The sequence below is a fragment of the Mesorhizobium dulcispinae genome, assembly GCF_033977345.1.
GTDB classification, from domain to species: Bacteria; Pseudomonadota; Alphaproteobacteria; order Rhizobiales; family Rhizobiaceae; genus Mesorhizobium; species Mesorhizobium dulcispinae.
Genome location: NZ_JAVIIY010000038.1, coordinates 1 through 17272, shown reverse-complemented (window position 1 = coordinate 17272; position 17272 = coordinate 1). Strand labels below are relative to the sequence as shown.

8 protein-coding genes and 6 pseudogenes are annotated in these 17272 nt (G+C 57.6%); 8 read left to right on the top strand and 6 right to left on the bottom strand.

Annotated features, from left to right (window positions below; translation table 11 throughout):
- Positions 1 to 666 precede the first annotated feature (666 nt).
- The gene (locus RFN30_RS31800; RefSeq protein ID WP_320265914.1) at positions 667 to 1356 is read left to right on the top strand and encodes an OmpW/AlkL family protein; all 690 of its coding nucleotides are present in this window, start codon (positions 667 to 669) and stop codon (positions 1354 to 1356) included.
- A gap of 255 nt (positions 1357 to 1611) precedes the next feature.
- Here RFN30_RS31800 and RFN30_RS32505 read toward each other — a convergent pair whose 3' ends face one another.
- On the bottom strand, positions 1612 to 1704 hold the full coding sequence (locus RFN30_RS32505; RefSeq protein WP_430699099.1) for an isochorismatase family protein: 93 nt from the start codon (positions 1702 to 1704) through the stop codon (positions 1612 to 1614).
- 17 nt (positions 1705 to 1721) lie between these two features.
- A pseudogene (locus tag RFN30_RS31795) lies at positions 1722 to 1826 on the bottom strand (IS481 family transposase); the annotation flags it as partial.
- Positions 1827 to 1974: 148 nt separating this feature from the next.
- On the opposite strand from RFN30_RS31795, the pseudogene RFN30_RS31790 reads away from it, so the two are divergent.
- Positions 1975 to 3262, top strand: a pseudogene (locus tag RFN30_RS31790) (IS110 family RNA-guided transposase).
- Positions 3263 to 3453: 191 nt separating this feature from the next.
- Here RFN30_RS31790 and RFN30_RS31785 read toward each other — a convergent pair.
- The 3 genes and pseudogenes from RFN30_RS31785 to RFN30_RS31775 all read right to left on the bottom strand — a co-directional run.
- Positions 3454 to 3735 (bottom strand): annotated as a pseudogene (locus RFN30_RS31785) (IS481 family transposase); the annotation flags it as partial.
- A 2-nt stretch (positions 3736 to 3737) separates the two neighbouring features.
- A pseudogene (locus RFN30_RS31780) lies at positions 3738 to 4406 on the bottom strand (RNA polymerase factor sigma-54); the annotation flags it as partial.
- Positions 4407 to 4596: 190 nt separating this feature from the next.
- Positions 4597 to 5394, bottom strand: a complete 798-nt coding sequence (locus tag RFN30_RS31775; RefSeq protein WP_320265911.1) for a GH12 family glycosyl hydrolase domain-containing protein — start codon at positions 5392 to 5394, stop codon at positions 4597 to 4599.
- 292 nt (positions 5395 to 5686) lie between these two features.
- Here RFN30_RS31775 and RFN30_RS31770 point away from each other — a divergent pair.
- From RFN30_RS31770 to RFN30_RS31760, 3 genes and pseudogenes are all read left to right on the top strand, one after another.
- Positions 5687 to 5791, top strand: a pseudogene (locus RFN30_RS31770) (IS6 family transposase); the annotation flags it as partial.
- 597 nt (positions 5792 to 6388) lie between these two features.
- Positions 6389 to 6809, top strand: a pseudogene (locus RFN30_RS32500) (IS110 family transposase); the annotation flags it as partial.
- Between the two features lie 1005 nt (positions 6810 to 7814).
- Positions 7815 to 8267: an Lrp/AsnC family transcriptional regulator gene (locus tag RFN30_RS31760; RefSeq protein ID WP_320265909.1), complete on the top strand. Its 453-nt coding sequence runs from the start codon at positions 7815 to 7817 to the stop codon at positions 8265 to 8267.
- 781 nt (positions 8268 to 9048) lie between these two features.
- On the opposite strand, the gene RFN30_RS31755 is transcribed toward RFN30_RS31760, so the two are convergent.
- Positions 9049 to 10281 (bottom strand): ATP-grasp domain-containing protein, encoded by a 1233-nt coding sequence (locus RFN30_RS31755; protein WP_320265908.1) that lies wholly within the window; start codon positions 10279 to 10281, stop codon positions 9049 to 9051.
- A gap of 803 nt (positions 10282 to 11084) precedes the next feature.
- Here RFN30_RS31755 and RFN30_RS31750 point away from each other — a divergent pair.
- The 3 genes from RFN30_RS31750 to RFN30_RS31740 all read left to right on the top strand — a co-directional run.
- The gene (locus RFN30_RS31750; RefSeq protein ID WP_320265907.1) at positions 11085 to 13778 is read left to right on the top strand and encodes a condensation domain-containing protein; all 2694 of its coding nucleotides are present in this window, start codon (positions 11085 to 11087) and stop codon (positions 13776 to 13778) included.
- 913 nt (positions 13779 to 14691) lie between these two features.
- The gene (locus tag RFN30_RS31745) at positions 14692 to 15975 is read left to right on the top strand and encodes an ATP-grasp domain-containing protein (protein ID WP_320265913.1); all 1284 of its coding nucleotides are present in this window, start codon (positions 14692 to 14694) and stop codon (positions 15973 to 15975) included.
- A gap of 279 nt (positions 15976 to 16254) precedes the next feature.
- The coding region (locus tag RFN30_RS31740; protein ID WP_320265906.1) for an IS256 family transposase at positions 16255 to 17272 on the top strand (1018 nt) is incomplete at its 3' end.

Below are 17272 nucleotides of genomic sequence, written 5' to 3'. Positions count from 1 at the left end.
GGAAGAGCCGGGTGCGGGAAATCCGCCCGCCCGGATCTGTGAGGGCGAAAGCCGAATGGCTGAGCTACTCGACTATGATCGCCGGTGCTGGAGAGTTTGCTGCGTGGGCGATCTCCGGAGAGAGCCAGCGCATGGAATTCGACGGGCGGCCTTATCTTCTCGATCGCGTTCGAAGAGAGTTTCCAGCCTGGCGTGACCGGCTGGGAGAAAGATCACGTGCTCGATATGACCATGCTCGGCCGGATCAGCGATAGCGCTAACGCGAGAGATTGCGATCACTTCAAGCCTGATTGGCAGGCCCAAACACTCTCGTATGAGACATCGGAGTTGTGGGTGGAAGAGCTCGCCTCGCATGACCAGCGTCGCGATCACCTCGTGAGGTATTGTCTCGTTCATCCTCTGCCAATGGGTCAGGGATAGCTCTCGCCTGCTTTCGGCCGTTAGTCCGTTTGTGCAAAACACGACAATACCAGCTCGAAACGCGACAGTATCAGCTCTGAGACAGGAGTGTGTCGGAAGCGAATCTTGCTGTTTCCCAATGTTCTTCTGGTTGGCACGACAAATGCAGTGCTCTTGGCAGAGCGTCTGTACCAGCGAGTGATGAGAAATCATCCCACGCGTACAAACGACAGAGTCTACGGTTATCAGATACCAGGAGAGAACATGATGACAAAAGTGCGGATGGTTGCGGCGCAGGGTGCGATAGCGCTCATCGTCCTTATGGGGGTGGGTCAGCAGGCTATGGCGGCAGACCCTGCGCAACGCTACATCGCACAGGACCAGGGGACACTGGAGGCGTCGAGCCCGTGGCAGATCCGCGTGCGCGCGTTGGGAGTGAAAACCAACGATTCAGGTTACGTCGGCGGGATCGCCGGTTCCAATCTCTCCTATTCAGACACCGTGACACCGGAATTCGACATCTCCTATTTCTTCACCGAAAACATCGCTGCCGAACTCATACTCGCCACTACCTACGCCAACGTCGATGGCACCGGAGCAATCGGCGCGCTGGGGAATGTCGGCAAGGTATGGATACTGCCACCCACGCTCACGCTGCAGTATCATATCACCCACTTCGGGGCCTTCCGACCCTATGTCGGCGCCGGCCTGAACTACACCGTCTTCTACAACCAGAGTGTCGGCAGCGCCGATGCTCTCCACGTGAAGAACGCGTTTGGTGCCGCGCTGCAGGTGGGCTTCGACTACATGGTGGATCGGCACTGGGGGGTCAACGTCGATGTCAAGAAGCTTTTCCTGGAACCAGATTTCACCGTCAAAGTGGCCGGCGCCGATCTGAAGGGTAAGGCCAAGCTAGACCCCTGGTTGATTGGTGCAGGCGTCACTTACCGCTTCTAACAGGTCGGCGATTGAACCTTCGGCATCGATTTTAGAAGCGCCGAAAACGCCCAATGAAAGACTTGAGGCAGTCCGGATCCCGTCCAGGCTGTTCCTCAACCTTACGCCGTGCAATATGGGCGAGCGCCTCATTCGTAGGTGCTAGGCCCGGCGTCGACCTTATTCGACGCCTTGGCTCAAACTGCCCCCTCCTATTGCCTCACCGAGGAATGTTACCGAGGGCGGCGAATGCGGAGCTTGCCCGCGGGCAAGCTATCAAGGATGATTAGTCCAGCCACTTCCGCTCATCGCGGCGCAGGCATCGCTGACGAGAACGACGTTGTAGCCGCGGTCGCTGGCATCCCGCACCGCGGTCTCGACGCATTGGTCTGGATGAAGCGCTCAGCCTTGCCGTTGGTTTTGGGCGCATAGGGCCTGGTGAAGATCTGGCGCAGGCCGAGGCGTTTGCAGGTGGCTCGGAAGCTCTTTGATAGCACCTGCGGAATGAAGGAGCGGCGGCGGCCGAGACCGCGGTGCGCGCAGCTTTTCGCTGCAGGCGCGCACCGCTGGAGGCGGCCATGGCCAGTCAGAGTTTCTCTAGAATGTGAATGTTCACAACCCATTCCGGAGAGACCGACCATGACCACTTCAGATTCTACACCCGCCGGCGCGGTGCTGGTAGCGATCGATATCGCCAAGGTTCGCAATGAAGTTCTGATCGAAGACCCAAGCCACAAACGCCGACGCCGTCTGCAAGTCCTCAATAACCGTGCTGAGCATGACCATCTGGTCGAAGTCCTGCAGACGTACGGTCGCCCGGTGGTCTGTGGCTTCGAGGCGACGGGGAACTATCACCGGCCGATTGCATGGCGCCTGGCTGAGGCTGGTTTCGAGGTTCGACTGGTGTCGTCTCTGGCGCTCGCGCGGACGCGAGAAGCGTTGCACAATAGCTGGGACAAGAACGACCCCAAGGACGCGCAGGTGATCCTGCACATGCTCCGAATACAGGCGACGCAGCGCTACCACGATCCGCTGCGCGCCGGCATCAACGATGTACAGGAACTGTCGAAGACACATGAGGCGATCGCCAGGGCAAAGACCGAGATTCAGCACCGGATCCTGACGCACTACCTGCCGCTGTATTTTCCCGAGATCGATCGCTTCCGAGGAAACAGCCGCAGCGATTGGTTCTTCGCATTCCTCGATGCCTTTCCGACGCCGGCAAGCATCACGGTGCTGACGAAGGAGGAGTTTGTAACAGCAGCTTGGGATGTCGTCGGCCGCAAGGTCAGCAAGTCACAGCTTCTAATGGATATTTACGAGACGGCGCGCTCATCGATCGGACTGCCGCTGCCGCTTGATGCGCCTGCCATTCGCATGTTCCGGATGGTCATTGACGAAGCACGCAGTCTGATCCGGCAGCGCAATGAGATCGAAGCGCAGGCCGACGAGCTGTTGCGGCACAGCCAGGATTATCAACTCCTGCGACAAATCCCGGGCATCGGACCGATCAACGCATTGACCATCATTGCCGAAGCCGGCGATCTTCGCCGTTTCGGTCATCATCGCCAATTCCTAAAGTTCTGCGGACTGGACCTCTCGACACAGCAATCAGGCCAATATCGAGGCCAGACCCGCCTTTCCAAATTCGGCAATGCTCGGCTGCGCCGCACCCTGTGGATCGCCGGACAAGTCGCCATCCGCCAGCGGGAGAATGGCTTCCGTCATAAGTTCGAACGCTACATCGCGAGGGATCGCGACAATCCCGATCTACGCCGCAAGGCAATGACCGCTATTACCGCCAAGATGGCGCGTGTCGTGCACGCCGTCGTCAAAGGTGGTTCCGACTACCGGCCCTTCGTTGAAGGGCGGGTGCCAGGTGGAAGAACCTCTGTCAGCTAGGGCCGTGAGGGCATCGCTTCGATGACCCTGTAGATAATGTTCGGGTCTTCCGCCTGGATCAGAAGCTCGTGTTGAGGACGGTGAGGGCCGCCTGCGTGCGTACCCTGTGTTTGCTATGGACGAGATCTTTTCCCTTGTCGGTGGAAGCCGCCTGGTTCGATGACTTGACCAACGTCACGCAGCAAGAGCATGCTGACGAACAGAGAGACCTTGACTGCAGGCTCCATTTCCTTCCGCTCTTAGGACGTAGTCGGTCATGACGCGCTCGACCACGATGCCCAAGCTGGCGTAGTAGGCGACCGCCGCCTTCAGGAAGGCGATAGCGCTCTCCTTCCTCTGGTCCGGCAAGACCTGCGAGAAGGCGACGCGCGAGGCGTCGTCGATGCAGACATGGACGAACTCCCAGCCGACGCCGAGATGGCGGTTGACCACGCCAGGATGCCGCCCGGTGATGCGATGGCCCACCGAGCCAATCCGGCCAAGCTTCTTGATATCGAGTTGACAGTTCGACGCGCAATATCGATGCCGATTTCCTTGAGCCTGAAGGCAATGTGGTCGTCGGAGAGTACATCATCCGGCGATTCCGTCGATAGCATTGCCTTGATCTGGCGGCGAACGGCTTCAGCGGAGTGCGCCGTACCGCCTTGGTAGGAAGCCATCGCGGCGGTGAAGAAATACTTCAGTTCGAATACACCACGTGGCGGGAGCATATACTTGTTCGACGTCATCCGGCTTACGGTCGACGCATGCATGTTGATCGCCTCGGCAACGGCTCTGAGATTGAGTGGCTGCAGGTGGGCAACGCCGGTTCCAGGAGCGCGTCTTGCTGACTTCAGCCGCTACTTTGAGGATCGTGATGGCGCGCTGATCGAGGCTACGGATCAGCCAGTTCGCGTTGTTAAAGCATTCATTGAGGAATGCTTTGTGGGTCGCGTTGTTGGCGGTGAGACGTGAGATATCGGCAAAATAGGTTTGGTTGATCAGGGGCCCAGGCAGCGTTTCCGGATTGAGTTCGATTTGCCACCGGCCGCCGGGCGAGGGCTGGATCAAAACAACGGGTATGATGGCTTCCGGCTCCCGGAGTGGAATTGGTTTCCAGGCTTGGAATCGCGCGCACGAATTTCGCGCAACATATCGCGAAGGCCATCCTCGTCGACGCCTGATAGTCGCCCGTGGCCAGCAATTGCGCAAACGAGCGAGTTGAAGGCGTTGACGGCGGCGATCGACATCGGTCGCGGCGATCCATGATGCCAGCCAGTCATAGCCTTCGATCAGGACGTCTTTTTTCGATCGTATAGGCGATGGAACGGCCGACATACTTGGCCGCATCTTTCAGGCGATCCGCGGCCCGTATATGTATCACGTCGAAGTCACCGAGCAGCTCTTGAAGTTGAAGTTCGCTCCCCCGGGAGACCCGGTAATCTCGACACCGTATTGAACGCTGCCGACATTTATGTCGCCAAAGTAACCCTTAGACTTGAGCCAATCCAGGACACCCTTGATGTCTACCGTCCCGCTGTCGGTCTTCGAAGTGCGCACCAGCGAGATTACCCTTTGGCCATTGGAGCCTACAAACACGTTCCAATTCGCCCCGCCTACATTGACATTGCGGTAGACCGGAATCGCCGCACCGGAAGGGTCATATTGACTTGAGATCGGCTTAACATTGCCGCTGCCGTCTGGATTTCCGGTGTGGTTTGTCCAGAGCATTATCTCATTTTGATGCGAGCTGTCCCAGATGTCGTAGGCGGTGTCCCAGGCGCCGCCAGAAGGAACATCCTGATTAAAGCTTCCAGTCAGAGTTTTAATTGAACTGAGCGGTTTCCCGACATTGAAAGCCTGGTGGGGATAGCTCTTGATACCTCCAGTATTAGGCTGGTTCGACCACACGCTCCACCGGTTGTCTGCATACACCGAAATTGTCTGAGGCCCAGCGCCCTTTCCCCCCCAGATATCATTGTTCCAGGAATAGCCGCCATGTGAAAAGTCTTCGTATGGCGCACTCGACCTCCAGATCGGGGCGTTTGCCGAGACAGGTGCGACAATTGATGACATGGCTTGGTTCAAAGCTTGCCTAAATGGATCATCATCGTGTCTGTCTACGTACCCAGGCGGGGAGGGCAGCGATCCGCTGCCGTTTATCCGAGTGGAATCCATGAAGCTCTCCTTCTGTTACGGAAACAACGATCTCATACCGATCCGTCTGGTGAGTACCTGGGTCCGTCACCAGTTGAGGCATCCGCATCTGGAGACCAAGTCCGGATGCTAGGGAGCTTAACTTTCGAGAAGCTGACGAGTCTTCTACCGAACCCGTCCGCCGGTCAGCATTCGGCTCAGTGGTATGCTATGCTCATCAGAAGAACGGCGCGACGGGGTCGTTCAACAGCTTTCCCGCCGCGATCGGCGCTTCGCGGTCAGCTTGGCGGGATCCGTTCAGGTAATCCGCGGCATGCGCTGGAACTTGGCCGCCAAGCTCAGCCGGCGCGATCTCGAGGAGAAGATGGCCGAGCGCGGCATTGCGGTCGATCAACCACCCATCGCTCGAGCGATGGTTGCTCTGAGACGTGCGAACAGTGGAAGATTTCGACCACATGTGGATCGCTCAGCCGCTCATTCAGCTTTGATGATGACAGGCTGGCTCTTGCAGTCGCGGCAACCTCGCGCGGCGTGAGACACAGATTCATGACAGCCTGCCCGATACCCAACACGTTTTCCCCGACGAACAGAGGCAGCAGCAACGGCGCGTCGTCGAGAAGTCGCGGATAGTCGCGGCGATCTCGCAAACGCTATTGGTCCACGTTTTGGTCGATGCGCCTGTGGCACGGGCCGCCAAAGTTGCGACAAGTCGAGACTATGCGCCGCTGGTGGAGAAGGTGGATCGGCGCGCAGCGCCGAGACGGATGAGGGGTACTGGAAGAAACGCGACCCATCTCGTCCGACATCGAGGGCTGCCGGTCTTTAAGGTCGCACTACGTCCAGCACCCCTTGTCACAGCGACTGACCCTCGACTCGGATCGCGATCCGATTCGAGGCTTGGCGAAGTCGCCCGACAACCCTGCGTCACAACCGTGGATGAGCGTGGGATCCTCGCCTTCGTCACGTACGACCGAATAGTCGCTTGGCTCAAATCGCACGCACAAGGCAGGTTACCGTGAACAAGATCATCTGTGGAGTGGATGTTGCGAAAGGATGGCTCGATGGCCATATCAACGATGCGGCAGGCATAGCCGATCTGGCCGCCTGGTGTCAGAGTCATGGCGTCGAGCTTGCCGTCATGGAGGCCAGCGACGGCTGCGAGCGTTTGGCGTTCCTGCTGCTATGGGCGCTGAGCCTGGCTTGCGCTCTCGTCAATGCGCGTAGCGTACGCCGTTTTGCAGGCGATGGGCTTCCGGGAAAAGACCGACAGGATCAATGCCGCCATGATCGCCGGCTACGCACAGGCCAAGCTCGTCCAACCGACGCCGCCGCCGAGCGAGGCCCAGCAGCGGCTCGATGCCTTGGTGGCTCGGCTCAGTCAGGTCACCAGCGATCTCACTGTCCAGAAGCAGCGCAAGAGCGCTGTCGCCAGCGCGTTGGCAGGCATGACGTGGCCGGGAGCCGTTCGTCGTTCGCCGGACCAGGGATGCCTCATATCCGCTTCTGTTCGTCAGGTCGCGGTTTTGCTCTACGCTTCCTTCCGACACAAGGCCTGCGGTATGTCCCGAATTAGAACTGCGCGAGCCGTAAGGTGGCTTAACCGTGATGAATGAGTGAGCAAAGGTAGCGTATAGGTGATTCTGTCGGCAAGGCAAGTGAGGCCCTCCGAGGCCGACCCGCTGCATAGCGTTGGGGGAAGCCACGGGGAACTCCCTTCGCTAGTTATGTGGCTGAGCCAATCCGCTCGACGACCGCCCAAGACACGGAAGGCGGTCTCTAACCCGCGGATGAGAGTCTGATCAACCGTCGTCTTTGAGCTCCACCCCCAGCCCTGTGCAGCTTCAGCCAATTCGACTCTTCGCGCACTCGCGCCAAGTAGCCGATTCCGCTTGCCTTCACCCCTGACGGGAACATGAGAGCTAGCCGTTCATTCCTAACTTTGCCGCGTAGGCCCACTTGCCGTGGCGATGCCACTTGGGATCGTTCCACAACACGTCTCTCTTCTCGCCGGCGCGGGCGCCGCAATTATAGAAGTAAACTTCTCGGTCACCTCGCGACACTGATCCAACTCGGTTGGCACATGCAACCGCCGGCGCGCAGCCATCCTCGGCTTCTTCAAACACCTTCTGGGTAGAGATCTGGATCACTCTTGGCCGTAGAGCCGGGTCTTGGCTGCTCAAAGAAGCCGCGCCAAGTCAACCCATTTTGACGATGATCGGCGCGATCGATGAGTGGCGCGCGAGTACGCTCAAGAGCGCGGCGACTGCATGACCTCGGCACTTGGTAGCGCGTATGGGCGCACCTTCGAGCAATCCGCAGGCCTAGAAGGTGCCCATTTTGTTTCAAGTTGTGGGCGAATTGCAACAAACATTGCGAAAACCTATGCGATTGTTAAAGTTATTAAGCGACCATGAAATTTCCAAAAATGGCGGCATCGCACGGTGGACGACCTAGACCGAAGGATCCTTACGGCGCTACAGAAGAACAACAGGCTCTCCTTTGCCGAACTCGCGGAGCTTGTCGGTTCTTCGGCTGCTTCATGCATGCGTCGAGTGAACAAATTGCGTGTTGATGGCGTAATCGTTGCGGATATCTCACTCGTGGATCCGAAGGCTCTCGGCAAATCGCTTACCGTTGTCGTGACCGTAGAGCTTGACCGCGAACGCCTGGACCTTGTCGACGATTTCAAGCGCGCAATGCGGGCGGCCAAGGAGGTTACCCAATGCTATATGGTTACGGGTGACGCCGATTTCGTCCTCATCGTGGCGGTCGCCGACGTCGAGGCCTTCGACGTTTTCGTCAAGACGAAGCTCTATACTAATCCCAATGTCCGAAAATTTAAGAGCATGATCGCTCTCGACCGTGTCAAGTTCGAGCCGCGGGTTATGGCTTAGCGTTGGAGGGTACCGAAACCCTCACTCCGGGCTACCTTTTGAAGCCGCCACTGAGTGTCCAGCATCAGATTGAGCCTCTTCGAGAAGAAAACCTCGCGATCCACGGGCGCAGTCAATGCGTCGGGACATGCGATTTGCGAGATTGTTCGGCGCGGGCAAAGCAACGCCCGGTGTGAGGAAGTAGAAGAATGGTGCCCGCGATGGCCATGAAAGCCTTCGGCGTTCCGAGAGCGGCCATCGCCCTGCAGCTCGTCCAAAGATCCTTCGGCTTGACGCTCTTCATCGGGGCCCGGCTTCGATTCGCGCCCCATCGACCGCGGAGTGAAAACCCCAGGTATGGTTAGTAGCGCATGCTCCAATGCCGATAGTGTGTTGACGTTTTGAGCTGCCAAGTCTGGTGGCTTGACGCTGCCCGATATCGTGACATCGGCGGTTCATTTCTGCGGAGACCGAGTTTGCGAGGGTTCGCGACGTCGAAGTCGACAACTATCTACCTCTCTTCGCTGATGTCGAACCACGTCGCGCCGCCTCCACGCGGAAGTTACCGCGCCAGGTGCGGTGCAGACGCTCTACTTATCGGCTATCAGCGTGATCAGCACCCTGCACCTCCGTGACCAAATAAGCTCGCAACAGAGCCAGGCGACATGCCCCAATCGCCCGTCAAGCCAATCCGTCCTTCGCGGGATATTCGCTATTGTCGCCGCCTGATTCGCGCGCACCGATCCTACCGTGCGCCCTATTCAGCTCTTTGCATTCAAACTGGCAGGCCTGGTTATCACACTTATTCCCCTACGGTTGGAAATGGTGTGATCGACCAATCGATTAAATCGACGGCACGCTGAAGTATCGCCTCGGTCTCAGTAGGGCTGGCTGAAGCCGCGATCACATGTCCGATCGCGTCTCGGTAATCGCCTTTCCTAACGATTGTTGTGTTGGGTTCAACATACAATTTGACCTCGGCCACTCCTGAAACAGCACCCGCACTGTCGCCATTGATCGAGTCCAGGATGCCATCGCGATCAGGAACTAGGAAGCGGGCGGCTGCAATTTGGGATTGCCTTCTGCTCAAATCGTATTCTTCGCCGATGACAAGCTTGATGTGCTCCGTGACGAGATCGACACCGTAACCCAGCTGAATCAGCCGAGGAGTGGTCCCACCTGGAAGACGCGGATTAACTTCAATCACGATTGGGCCACGCTTCGTCCACCGGAATTCAATGTGAGCCGGCCCCCAGCCAAGGCCGAGAGCTCGCTGACAGCTCAGCGAAACATCGACGATACGTCTATACTTGTCATCGGCCAGCAGGGCCGGAAATGTGAAATTATGATAGACGAAATGCGGTAGGGGGCCGAAGTCTGCGGCACAAATCCCAATGATCTCTTTTCCCATAGTGTAAGCGCTATACTGGGAACCTTGTGCGAATTCTTCAACCAGTATCCTCGGTGAAGACCACCATAGGTGCTTGCCGCCCAACAAATAGGCCGTATGTTCGATCAACTCATCGACGGTACGGCACAAACGGACACCGCAACTGCCGCTGCCGACCGCTGGCTTAACAATCACCGGTAAGCCGATCTGTGCGGCAGAATTTTCGACCTCCGTCGCATCCGTTGCCAAGCGGTAAGCAGGTATTGGAACGCCAGCCTCCGCCAGGAACTCACGTTGAACGAATTTGTCGCAGCATCGTTCAATCGATGCGGGGTTCGGTCCAGGTATACCAAAATGCCGGCAGAGCTTAGAAACCGTCGCATAGACCGACTCGTCGAGCCCTGTGAAGCCAGTAATGCCAGCAATATCATAGATTGCACCTAGCCGGGAACACTCGTGGATCAGCGCGTCGAGGTTGTTTGTATCGACGCAGACGGACTCAAGTCGTTCCGCCGCAAGATAACCGTACTGAGCTGGAGCAGATGAGAGGGTAATTGGAAGGAGCCCAAGTCGCTGGGCCGCTTTCACATATAGCAGACCAATACTCCTGTGACCTTCAAGCAGGATGAGTGCTCTTCGTTTCATTACTATTGACCCTCGTTGCGTGCTGTGCGGCGGTTTGAAGGAAATTCCGGCATCAGCCTTTTTTCAGCAGAGTCTCGCCTCAGACCTGCGTGAAGATACCATTCTCGGCAATATGTCGTCGCAAAAAATCTGTGAATTTGCGTGAAGGTATTGTTGCAACGCTTTCTGCCGACGGTGTCGCACGGAGCGTCTCGATGAATTTCGGAGGGTTGCTATGCTCAAGGGACCTCCGGGTTCAGTCTGCGATCCGGCTTTGCGTGCCGTGGTATCTGGCTCAGTGCAATGCGCGTAACCGATCTGCACAGGGGTCATTGCTCGTTGGTAGCAGGTTTTGGACAAATTTTGGCCAGATAATTGTTGCGCATCCGCAAGGGCCCTTCTCGCATAGCCCGCACCAACGGTCCAGTGGCGGCGCTCGCGGCCATCTCCACCAGGCGGCTCGGCGGCAAAGCCACCGTCTCGGACGCAGTAAACCGGTATTCACGCTCTACTCCACGAGCGCGCGCACGTTCATCATGTCGTCCATCATCCAGGATTCGGGACGGCTTTAACATCAGACCATACCTGATAGGGCTGACGATCAGTGTGCTGTCGGATACGAGCTACCGCATATCGCGGTTGAAGACGTCGCTGTGCGGAACCCGACAAAATGATGGGCAAGTATTCCGTCGCCGCGGCGCGAAACACATTGGTTTTGCTCCTCTTGCTCTCACAACCTCCTCGGTGGCACGCCGATTGCGTGCGCACGGGGAGGGTCCGGTTACAACGAAACATTGCCGCACTAATCGACCGACGAGGTCTACATGAAAGTTGTTCGCACAATCCAAATCAATGAAAGAAACGGTGCACTGAGCGCGATCCCGGCAATTGAAACTTTGACGCGTCCGTCGCGGGTTCCGCTGTCATTCTCCCAGCAGCGGCTTTGCTTCTTATCGCGTCTGGAGGGCGGCAGCGAGGTCGTTAACATGCAGATAGGGCTTCGGCTTCGCGGCGAGCTCGACGAGGCAGCCCTGCAGTCGGCCTTAGACGCGTTGGTAGCGCGTCATGAGGTGCTGCGCACCACCTTCGGAATGGAGGACGGCGAGCCGTTTCAGCAGATCGGGCGGGTGGACGTAGGTCTGCCGCTGAAACGGGATGATCTGGCGGCTGCAGCGGACGTAGAGGCCACACTCTCGGAGTTGGTGCGCCATGAAGGCCAGGCGAAGTTCTACATAGAAACCGGGCCGCTGGTCCGCACACGACTGGCGCGCTTGGCCGAGGACGATCATATGCTGCTGATCACCGTGCACCACATAGTCTCAGACGACCGATCGCGGGAGATTCTGATACGCGAGCTCAGCGAGCTCTACGCCGCAGCCCTCGAGGGCCGCGCGGATCGGCTGACGCCATTGTCGGTGCAGTATGCCGACTACGCGATTTGGCAGCGACGTTGGCTGGCAGGCGCGGTCTTAAAGCTCCAGTCGGAATACTGGCTCCGCATCCTGGATGGCGCGCCAGCGATGTTGCAACTGCCAACAGACCGGATGCGTCCGGCGCAGCAGGACTACAACGGCAGTTACGTCGACTTCGTGTTGCACGAGCCGCTGAGTTCACAGATCAAAGCGCTGTGCCGGCGTCATGGGACGACGCTGTTCGTGACCGTGCTGGCGGGCTTGGCGCTGGTACTGGCGCGGCTGTCAGGTCAGAACGATTTGGTCATTGGCACACCGTGTACCAACCGCGCCCCCTCGGAGATCGAGGGGCTGATCGGCTGCTTCGCTCACACCTTGCCGCTGCGGATCGACCTGTCAGGCGATCCAACGCTGCAGACATTGTTGGGACGGGTGAATGCCGCCACGCTTGAGGCACAGGACCATAAGGACCTACCATTTGATTGTGCAGTGGAATTCATCGCCCCGCGCCGCAAGCCGGGCCAAAACCCGCCTTTCCAGGTTATACTGACATGGCGGAATAATGCTGAGATAACGGAAGAAATGACAGGGCTCGAAATTGAGTATCTTGATGTTGGTGCGCGTGTAGCGCAATATGATCTTTCCCTTAACATTTCTGAGGTCGGCGAGGCCATTTGCGGTAGGCTGATCTATCCGACGTCGCTTTTTGAGCGGAGCACGATGGAGCGGTTTGTGAGCTATTTGCAGCAGGCGCTGAGCCAGATGGCAGTCGACCTTGGGCAGCGAGTCTGGTCCGCACCGCTTGTGTCGGCGGAGGAACAGCGACTTCCAGTTGAGTCGATCCCGACGGAAGCAGCCTCTCCCCAGGACCGCTGGATGCACGACCTGCTTGAGGCGCAGACGGAGCCTGATCCGGAAGCGATCACGGTCATTAACAAGGGCCAGAGCCTTAGCGATCTTGAGTCGAACACTTGGGCGACCTCCCTGGCGCCTCGAATTTGCTCATCCGAAGCACCAGGCACCAACTCGGACCCGCGGCCCGACACTGTGGTGATGAATTTCATCGAGGGGCCGCGCGTCGTTACCAAGGGTGAACTGCAAGCCAGTAGTATCATGCGTTATCATGTCACAAGGGCTTATCGTGAGCAGATCACCCACAGCGGTTACCACGAACAGCTCAAGTTCATCGTGGAGCCTTCATTCGAAGAGTTCGAAAGCCCCGGCAACCTGGATACGAGCGGCGAGCAAGATAACACGATCGTTCCCGGTTTTCAGCACAAGTACGCCCAAACCGGGTTGTTGCTGGTAACGAATCGTTGCGCTTCATATTGCCGATATTGCCTTCGCAAACGCCTTGTCGGAAAGGAGTCCGATGAAATAGCAGCTGATTTCGCCCGAATTGCGCAATATATTAGGGGTCATCCCGAGATGACGAACGTGCTGCTAACAGGGGGTGACCCGCTGGTACTCAGTACGGCCAAGCTCGACAAAATGCTTGATCATCTGCTGCCAATCCCACACCTGGATTCGATTCGCTTCGGCACAAAAACACTAGCCTATAACCCCAAGCGGTTCGAAGATCCCGCCTTACCAGCTTTTTTCCAACGGATCGATGAAGCGGGTAAGGCCGCAGTGATCGTCACACACTTCGACCACATCGGCGAAATCTCCGTCAACGCGGAGCGCAGCATTCGCTCTTTGCGCGCACAAGGCGTGCAGTTCCTGAACCAAACCGTGCTTCTCGCGAAAGTCAACGATGATCCTGAAATCTTGGCTGCCACATTCGCCAAATGTCACCAAATGGGTATCCGTCCTTATTATCTCTTTCAGGCTAGGCCGGTGAAAGGCGCATCCCATTTTCAGGTTTCATTGCGCCGGGGAATAGAGATTGCTCGTGGCATCAACCAACGCCTCAGCGGCATCCAAAAAACATTCAAATACATCATGTCCCATCACACAGGAAAGATCGAGATCCTCGACCTTGGAGCCGATGGCCGTGTGTATATGCGATATCATCAAAACAAGTGTGCCGAAAAGATAGGCAAGATTTTTTCCCGGCCGCACCTCGAGGCGGCCTGCTGGTTGGAAGATTTGCCCGAAGTATGAGATCAAAAGGCGTGTATGGAATACGGGCGCCCATTCACGAAAGAGTAATGGGCCTGCCTGTCAGTGTCACGAAAAAGACTATCGGTCGCGCGATTGCAGCACCTACAACGGACGACTAACTATCTCCGCGCATCGCCGCCCGCGTGATGTTCCTGCACAACGTTCATTCGCGGCAGGCTTGCTGGTATCGACCTAGCCTAAAGGGGAGTTCTTCGACATGGATGAGCTTTAAGTGCGGCTGTGCGAGGCCGGCGGGTTCACTGGAGAAACTGAATGCGTGATGCCTTGGGAGGCTCTCTGCGAACCTTGGCCAAGGCGCTGAAGCGCTTCGAAAGAGCGCGACAGCGATACCAAAGGCCGGCACCAAGGGCGCTCAAAAATCTGCGGTTTCGTCGAGCACGTCTTCGCACAGGATAAGTCCCGCACGGGCCTGTTCATGGCCGGCCGGCTGCGTCATCATCGGCGGGGCATTCAGCTCAGTAAAACGATCACTTCCTAAGACGCCACAAATCGCTTGCAGGATCCTATCCAGCGTTAGCTGAAGCCAGTCCGACTCCACCAAAGTGCGTGCAGCCACGTTGTTTTGAACAGATCAGCGCATCAGGCGCTGCGTGGTACATGCTGGCTTCTATTCGCCACGCCACCGTGACCTAAATGGTGCAAATTGATTCAAGAACCAAAAGAAGATGAAGTGCGCCTTGAATCAGATCCTCCTGCATTTTGCTAGTCCTCCTTGCGTCGCACTTCAGACTGTCGCAACAATACTGTCATGTAAAATTACAGACTATTAGCGAGCATTGTTCCATAACAGTGATACATTCACCGCGCAGGTCGAGGGTCAGGCTGATCTGGAAAAGGCTGAGGCCAATCGACGCTCGACTTAGGCACCGTACGAACTGAGGGATTAATGGCGATGAAAAGAAGAGCACTGATCTTGCTTGAAGGACACAGGAGTATTGGCATGCTATACATCAAAGCGGCCCGGAAACTGGGGCTACATCCAATTACCCTGGCGTGCGATTCAAGTCAGTATGACTATATTGATGCAGAAAGACTTGACGTAATCAGCGTCGATACAGACAATCTCGATGCTTTGATCTATGAATGTTCCCGGCTAGGTGCGGCCTATGATATTGCAGGCATTACTGGCTTTGCTGACGAGTCGCTCTATGCGACAGTTGGCAGACTCTGCCGCCATTTCGATCTCCCTGGACCGAACCCCGCCTCGATTGAACAATGCCTCGACAAATTCACTCAACGTCAGCTCCTCGAGAAGGCCGGGGTTCTAATGCCTGCTTACCGCTTGGCAACGGATGCGACAGAGGTGGAAAGCTGTGCCGCGGAGATCGGCCTGCCGGTGGTCGTTAAGCCAGTCGTCGGCAACGGCAGCCGCGGTGTCCGATTGTGCCGCACCGTCGATGAACTAGCCGAACACACTGGCTATCTGCTGAGCGGGAAGCACATATGGCGGACGTCGCCGAGAATACTGGTCGAAGAATTCGCACAAGGCCCGTACTATGAAGCTGAGATAATGGGGAATTCAGTCATTGGTATTACCGCCGCTGAGTTCGGGCCCCCACCGCATTTTGTCTTTCGTGACAGCATCTTTCCGGCCCCGCTGAATGATGCAGAGAATAAACGAATCGCCGATGTTTCGCTTATCTGTCTGCTTGCTCTCGGCCTTGGCTGGGGACCAACGAACATTGAATTCCGGTGGACGAAGCATGGGCCAGTCGTCATTGAAGTCAATCCGCGCCTTCCGGCTGGTATCACTCCTCGAGTGGTCCGGCTGGCTTGCGGTGTCGATCTCATCACTGAGCACATCAAGCTTGTCATCGGCGACGAATGGGATTTGAGCAGAAAGCATTCGCACACTGCGGCCTCGCGGATCCTCGTTCCCGATGGCGATGGCATACTTGATTGGATCGATGGGATCAGTCTGGCAGCTGCTATCCCAGGTGTCACAGAGGTCAAATTGTATGTTGAACCCAAGACGCGGATCATCAGAAAAGGGGATGTCCGAGACCGCATCGGACATGTCATCGCCGCTTCACCCAGCGCAGCTCAGAGCAAGACGATACTTCAGCGCGCTATCGACTTAATTGATTGGTCGATCACACCATCTCCGACCTTTGGCGAACAGGAACAATCTGCGGCCTCCCACGTCCTTGCACCAGCAGTGCCAGTTAAGAGGTGATCGCCGAACGTTGGTATGGAGAGAGCACGAAGAGAGCAGATCGATGATCGATAAGGATAGGTTTGGCCGTCCCTGAGGCACCGGATCAGAATGATCTTGGCTGAGGGTTCAACTTTTTGCGGGGTCGTGTCCCATCAGGTGGTGTAGCTCGGCGGTTACGAAGCCGCTCGCGAGCGCGCCGTTAGTAACGCGGTAGCGAGTGAGCGGCGTGTCGGTGGTCATCGGCGCTTTCCGGTAGGGTTTGGTTGTTGACGCCAACCCATTTCGGAAGGACCACCGATGACCGACGACATGATGAACCTGCGCACGCTCGTGGAGAAGACCCCGGATGCTGATCTGCTGCGCGAGATGATCGGCTTTGCCGCCGAGCGGCTGATGGAAATGGAGGTGGGCGCGGCCACCGGCGCCGGCTATGGCGAGAAGAACCCGCTGCGGCTCGCCCAGCGCAATGGCTACCGCGACCGGGACTGGGAGACGCGGGCCGGCACGGTCGAGTTGCGCATCCCGAAGCTCAGGAAGGGAAGCTACTTCCCGGGTTTCCTCGAACCGCGCCGCATGGCCGAGAAGGCGCTGACCGCCGTCATCCAGGAAGCTTATGTGCAAGGCATCTCGACCCGGTCGGTTGACGACCTGGTCAAGGCCATGGGCATGAGTGGCATCTCCAAGAGCCAGGTCTCGCGGCTGTGCGAGGAGATCGACGGCAAGGTGAAGGCCTTCCTCGAGCGGCCGATCGAGGGTGATTGGCCATACCTGTGGATCGACGCCACTTACCTGAAGGTGCGCCGCGGTGGGCGGATCGTCTCGGTCGCCGTCATCATCGCCGTCGGCGTCAACGCGGACGGCTGGCGCGAGGTCCTGGGCATGGAGATTGGCACCTCGGAGGCCGAGCCGATCTGGGCGGAGTTCCTGCGCAAGCTAACACGTCGCGGCCTGCGCGGCGTCAAGCTCGTCGTCTCCGACGCGCACGAAGGCCTCAAGAGCGCCGTCACCAAGGTGCTCAGCGCGACATGGCAGAGGTGCCGCGTCCACTTCATGAGGAACGTGCTGGCCCATGCCGGCAAGAGCGGCCGCAGGGTCGTCTCAGCCTTCATCGCCACCGCGTTTGCCCAAGAGACCTCGGAAGCCGCCAGCACCCAATGGCGCGCCGTCGCCGACCAGATCCGCCCGAAGGTGCCGAAGCTGGCGACAATCATGGACGACGCCGAGCCCGACGTGCTGGCCTACATGACCTTCCCGAAGGAACATCGCGCCAAGCTCCACTCGACGAATCCGATCGAGCGTCTCAACGGCGAGATCA